Genomic DNA, 4,677 nt, shown 5'->3' with positions numbered 1-4,677 from the left:
GGAGAGCTCGGACGAGGAGTGGGACCAGCGCTACGACGGCCTGTCCGAGCATGGCATCGCGCGGATGTTCGCGATGGCGGCCCGCCTCACCGGCGCGGCCACCGATCAGCCTGGCCGCGAGCCGAACGAGGCCGGCGGGACCATGGGCGCCGAGCCGGCAGACCTGTCCGCCGTCACGTCACGGCCGGGCAACCCGCAGGTGTCGTCGTTCGGCCGGCTCCTCCGCGCTGACCAGGGTCAGGATCGGGGGCACCGGGCGGCAGGGTGACCCTGACGGTCCTGGCCTCGGCGCCGGCCGGGATCCGGGCCGCCGCCTCCGGCCCCCGCGGTCGTTCAGTTCTGCTGTGCGGGATCCTCGGCCGGGCGGTAACCGAGGCGGCCGCGGGTCGCGATGAGGACCAGGATCGCTGCCGTGGCGCCCGCGAGCAGGGTGACTCGACTCGCCTGCTCGGCGGTGGCGATCGACGGGAACATGTCCGAGTAGGCGAGTGACATGAAGTTGTTGACGCTGACGTGCAGCACCATGATCAGGGGCAGGCTCTGGCCGGTCCGGTTGAACACCCAGGTGACGACCACGCTGAAGACGCAGGCGAAGGCGATGAACTCGCCGACTCTCGTCCAGGTGACGTCCGGCCACCCGCCCCACTCGCTCAGGAACAGCGGCAGGTGCCAGACGCCCCACAGCGGGCCGAGGACGAGGGTGCCGCCCAGCGGGCCGAACCTGCGCTGAAGGCGGGGGAGGGCGAAGTCGCGCCAGCCGGGCTCTTCCGCCAGACCGGTGGTGACCATCTGGAGCAGCAGCCCCGGCACGTAGGCGGCCAGTACGGCGACCGGCGGCAGGTGGATGTCCTCGTCGGACACCGCGACTCCGGCGACGATGATGGCGGCGGGAACGCCGAGGGCGGTGACGACGTACCAGACCCAGTTGACCCGCCACTTGGTCATGCGCCCGATCCACCGGCGGACCCCTTCCCTGCCGTCCGCGACCGCGGTCACGATGAACGCGCCGAAGATGGGGCCGAGGTAGGCGCCGGGGAGGACGCCGGTGAACTGCGTGGTCCCGAGCAGCGAGGGGAAGCTGAATTCCCAGATCCCCAGGCCGTTCGCCGAGAGGATGTAGGGCGTCCAGGCGAGCCAGCTCATCAGGTTGGCCAGGACGAAGAAGCTGATCAGCGGACGGCGGCTGATGAAGCCTCGAAGTCCGCTCCGACCCGGATGCTGCTCGGCCCCCGGCCGACTGTCGACTGCCATTTCGATTTTCCTTAGAGGAGTGCTTGACCGACGGCGATCAGCACATCAGCCGCGGGCCCCTCCGGTCGTTCCCGCCTACGGCCCAATGAAGGTATAGCCAGGGGTACGCGATCGAGTTCGCCCAGCTCAGCCACCCCCGCCGCCGCCGGTGTCAAGGCGGCCGGTCAGGAAGTGGACAGCGAATGGCCTGTGAACCGGTCAGGCAAAAGGCCGACACTCGGCGGGCTGGTCCTGCGACAACGAACACCGTGCCACTGAGGAAGGCTGATCGATCGTGACTGAACGCGTACGCGTGGCTGTGCTGGCGGGTGGGCCGTCCGCCGAGCATGAGGTGTCGCTGCAGTCGGCGCAGGCCGTGCTCGACGCTCTGCCGAGGGATCTGTACGAGCCCGTCGCCGTCATCATCGACCGGCAGGGCAGGTGGCCGGTGGAGCTGCGACGCGATCTGGCGGACGTGGTCTTCCCCGTGCTGCACGGGCCGTTCGGCGAGGACGGCGTCGTCCAGGGTCACCTGGAGACGCTGGGCATCCCGTACGTGGGCTGCGGCGTCATGGCCTCCGCCGTGGCCATGAACAAGGTCACGATGCGGCGCATGTTCCTGGCGGAGGACATTCCGGTCACCCCACATGTGTGGTTCACCGAGCACGAATGGCGTACCACCACTGACTCCTGGGGTCTGGTGAAGTCGCTCGACTGGCCGATGTACGTCAAACCGGCCGGCATGGGCTCCTCCATCGGCATCTCCCGTGTCACCTCCATGGAGGAGTTGCGCGCCGGCGTGGAGCTGGCGCTGGCCTACGACCGGGTGGTCATCGTCGAGCAGGGGGTGACCGCGCGCGAGCTCATCTGCGGCGTGCTCGGCGGCTATGACACCCCGGATGCCTCGGTGCCCGGCGAGCTCATCGTGCCCGGCGACTGGCTCGACTACGAGGCCAAGTACCTCAGCCGGGCCGAGATCGCCGCCATTCCCGCCGTGCTGCCGGAACGGGTGGCCGAGGACGTGCGCGAGCTGTCCCTGCGCGCGTTCCGGGCGATCGGCGGCTACGGCCTGTCCCGTGTCGACTTCCTCTATGAGGAGGACACGGGACGCCTGTACGTGCTGGAGATCAACACCATGCCCGGCTTCACCTCCCGTTCCGTCTACGCCAGGGCCTGGGCCGCGAGCGGTGTCCCGTATCCGGACCTGCTGCGCCGCCTCATCGACCTCGCGTTCGCCAGGAGCGGCTCATGATCCCCATGACGCTGAACGAGATCGCGCAGGTCGTCGGCGCGAGCCTGCATGACGTGCGCGACCCGCAGGCGCTGGTGACGGCTCCCTCGGCGGTCGACTCCCGCGAGGTGGTGCCCGGCGGCCTGTTCGCCGCGACGGTCGGCGCCCGCGTTGACGGTCACGACTACGCGGCCGTCGCCGTCGCGGGCGGCGCCGTGGCCGTGCTGGCCGCAAGGCCCGTCGGCGTGCCCGCCCTCGTGGTCGAGGACGTCCAGCTCGCGCTCGGCCTGCTGGCCAGGCACGTGCTCGAACACATCGGCCCGATCGTGATCGGCCTGACCGGCTCCGTGGGCAAGACCACGACTAAGGACCTGCTGGCCCAGGTGCTCGAACGGCACGCCGCGACGGTCGCCACCGACAGGTCGTTCAACAACGAGCTCGGGCTGCCGCTCACCGTGCTGCGTGCCGATGCCACCACCCGGTACCTGGTGCTGGAAATGGGTGCGAGCCGGAAGGGCGACCTGAGGTACCTGACCGGGCTCGCACCGCCCCAGGTCGGGCTGGTGCTCAATGTCGGCACCGCACACGCGGAGCGGATGGGAGGCGGGCCGGCCGACGTGGCCGAGGCCAAGGGCGAGCTGGTCGAGGCGCTTGCGGCGGACGGGTTCGCCCTGCTCAACGCCGACGACCCGTACGTCATGGGCATGGCCGGCCGTACCAGGGCCCGGATCCTGCGGTACGGCAGGTCGGCGCGGGCGCAGGTGCGAGCCGAGGACGTGCGGATGACCGACCGCGCGCGAACCGCGTTCGAGCTGGTGACACCCTCCGGTCGCGCCCCGGTCGAGCTCGACCTCATTGGCGAGCACCAGGTGAGCAACGCCCTGGCCGCAGCCGCCGTCGCCACCGCACTCGGCCTGGACGTCGCCGAGATCGCCGACGGGCTGAACGCCGCGCGGCGGCGCTCTTCAGGCCGGCTGGAGATCGTCGAACGACCCGACGGCATCACCGTCGTCGACGACGCCTACAACGCCAACCCCGAATCCATGCGGGCCGGGCTGCGGGCGGCGAAGGCCCTGGCCGGCACCCGTCGTACCGTCGCCGTGCTCGGCGCGATGGGGCAGCAGGCGGACGCCTCCCGCGCCCGGCACGCGGAGATGGGCCGGCTCGTCGCCGACCTCCGCTTCGACGTGCTGATCGCGGTCGGATCAGGGGATCCGCTCGCGATGGCGGAGGCAGCGCAGTCCTCGGACCAGGGCGTGGCCGTCCACACAGCCGAGGACGTGGCCGAGGCCCTCAGGCTGGCCACCGCGCTGCTCGAACCGGGAGACGTGGTGTTCGTCAAGGCGTCCAGCGAGATCGGCCTCGGTGCCTGCGCCCGCGCGCTGGCGGCGCCGGCCTGTTGACCGCTCCTTTGCTGAATGAACGGAGTTCCATGCGCACCATCGGTCTCATCGGCGGGTTGAGCTGGGAATCGACGGTGATCTACTACCAGATCATCAACCAGCGGGTACGCGAGCGACTCGGCGGCAGCCATTCCGCCAACAGCCTCATCTGGTCGGTCGACTACACGACCGTCGAGGACCTCATCTTCGCCGGCCGCTGGGACGAGGTGAGTACGTTGCTGACCGAGGCGGGCAGGAAACTGGAGGATCTCGGCGCCGGCCTCCTGCTCGTCTGCAGCAACACCTTCAGCCGGGTGAGCGACGACGTGGAACGGGCCGTGAGCGTGCCCGTGCTGCACATCGCCGACGTCGTGGGCGCCGAGATCCGCGCCAGGGGCATGCGCAAGGTCGGTCTGCTGGGCACTCGCTTCACCATGGAGCAGCCCTTCTACCGGGACCGGCTGGCCGCCCACGGCTTCGACGTGGTCGTCCCGCGGCGTGAGCAGCGGGAACTGGTCCATCACGTGATATTTGATGAACTGGTGCGCGGGGCGCTCCGGGAATCGTCCAGGGACGCGTACGCCCGGATCATCGATGATTTCGCGGACGACGGCGCTGAAGGCGTCATCCTCGGATGTACGGAGATCGAGCTGCTGATCAGCGAGAAGGACAGCGCCATCCCGGTGCTGCCGAGCGCTCGGCTGCACGCGGAGGCGGCGGCCGGCCTCGCGCTTGCCGGCAACATCCCCCCCATTGAGGCGGGACTTGGGGTTTGCGTCGTCCCCTTCAACGGAGATGTACACCAAGTCACGAGTAGAAACAGACCCTCGGTTG

5 protein-coding genes are annotated in these 4,677 nt (G+C 69.8%); 4 read left to right on the top strand and 1 reads right to left on the bottom strand.

The window, feature by feature from the left end:
- Positions 1 to 268, top strand: a 268-nt coding sequence (locus ACWEPL_RS64985) for a hypothetical protein (RefSeq protein ID WP_452443012.1), incomplete at its 5' end; no start/stop codon positions are given.
- A gap of 65 nt (positions 269 to 333) precedes the next feature.
- Here ACWEPL_RS64985 and ACWEPL_RS64980 read toward each other — a convergent pair.
- On the bottom strand, positions 334 to 1,251 hold the full coding sequence (locus ACWEPL_RS64980; RefSeq protein WP_452443010.1) for a CPBP family intramembrane glutamic endopeptidase: 918 nt from the start codon (positions 1,249 to 1,251) through the stop codon (positions 334 to 336).
- A 274-nt stretch (positions 1,252 to 1,525) separates the two neighbouring features.
- Between ACWEPL_RS64980 and ACWEPL_RS64975 the strand changes: the two genes are divergently transcribed.
- The 3 genes from ACWEPL_RS64975 to ACWEPL_RS64965 all read left to right on the top strand — a co-directional run.
- Positions 1,526 to 2,482 carry a D-alanine--D-alanine ligase family protein gene (locus ACWEPL_RS64975; protein ID WP_452443008.1) on the top strand — a complete coding sequence of 319 codons (957 nt, stop codon included), beginning with the start codon at positions 1,526 to 1,528 and terminating at the stop codon, positions 2,480 to 2,482.
- Positions 2,479 to 3,864: a UDP-N-acetylmuramoyl-tripeptide--D-alanyl-D-alanine ligase gene (locus tag ACWEPL_RS64970; RefSeq protein WP_452443006.1), complete on the top strand. Its 1,386-nt coding sequence runs from the start codon at positions 2,479 to 2,481 to the stop codon at positions 3,862 to 3,864. Before ACWEPL_RS64975 ends, ACWEPL_RS64970 begins: the two co-directional genes overlap by 4 nt.
- 29 nt (positions 3,865 to 3,893) lie before the next feature.
- On the top strand, positions 3,894 to 4,677 hold a 784-nt coding region (locus ACWEPL_RS64965), incomplete at its 3' end, for an aspartate/glutamate racemase family protein (protein WP_452443004.1).

Source organism: Nonomuraea sp. NPDC004186 (assembly GCF_053603495.1).
The sequence above is the reverse complement of the archived record's forward strand: the minus strand, read 5'-3'. Positions and strand labels throughout refer to the sequence as shown.